At 60.6% G+C, this 454-nt stretch carries 1 protein-coding gene; it reads left to right on the top strand.

Features of this window, described 5'->3' with window-relative positions:
- On the top strand, window positions 1–261 hold a 261-nt coding region (locus H7U32_RS10205), incomplete at its 5' end, for a hypothetical protein (RefSeq protein ID WP_204469912.1).
- Window positions 262–454 lie beyond the last annotated feature (193 nt).

The raw sequence follows: 454 nt of genomic DNA, 5'->3' as shown, positions 1-454 counted from the left end.
AACTTCTCCATTGACCTACCAAGCGCGGAGGTCGCCATCCAGGTCTCGGGAGCATTTGGATCGCGTCAAGAAGAGGCCCAGCGTTTGGGCCGTCTACTGCGTCCCAAAGAGGGCCTGGTGGCCCGTTTCTATGCGGTCGTCTCGCGCGATACCGTTGATACAGACTTTGCCAGCCATCGTCAGCGATTCCTGGCCGAGCAGGGATACTCGTACCGCATCATTGATGCAGACAATCTGGACGCATTGGACCGAACGGCGTGAGAATGGACGTGAACGCACCGGGTCCACGAACAGGAGGACATGCTTGTCTGGGAAGGCGCTAATCACCAGACGTACAGCGCTAGGGGGCTTGCTCGTCGCTACCGGAGCTGCTATCGGTGTGCCCGTAGTGCGGGCCGCCAATAGGCCACAGAAGCAGGCGCCGCGCAAACCTGCCCCGACCACAGTGACGAGC

Origin of the sequence: Bifidobacterium pullorum subsp. saeculare, from assembly GCF_016899725.1 — a bacterium.
GTDB lineage: Bacteria > Actinomycetota > Actinomycetes > Actinomycetales > Bifidobacteriaceae > Bifidobacterium > Bifidobacterium pullorum_C.
This window is presented reverse-complemented; position numbering and strand designations above follow the sequence as displayed.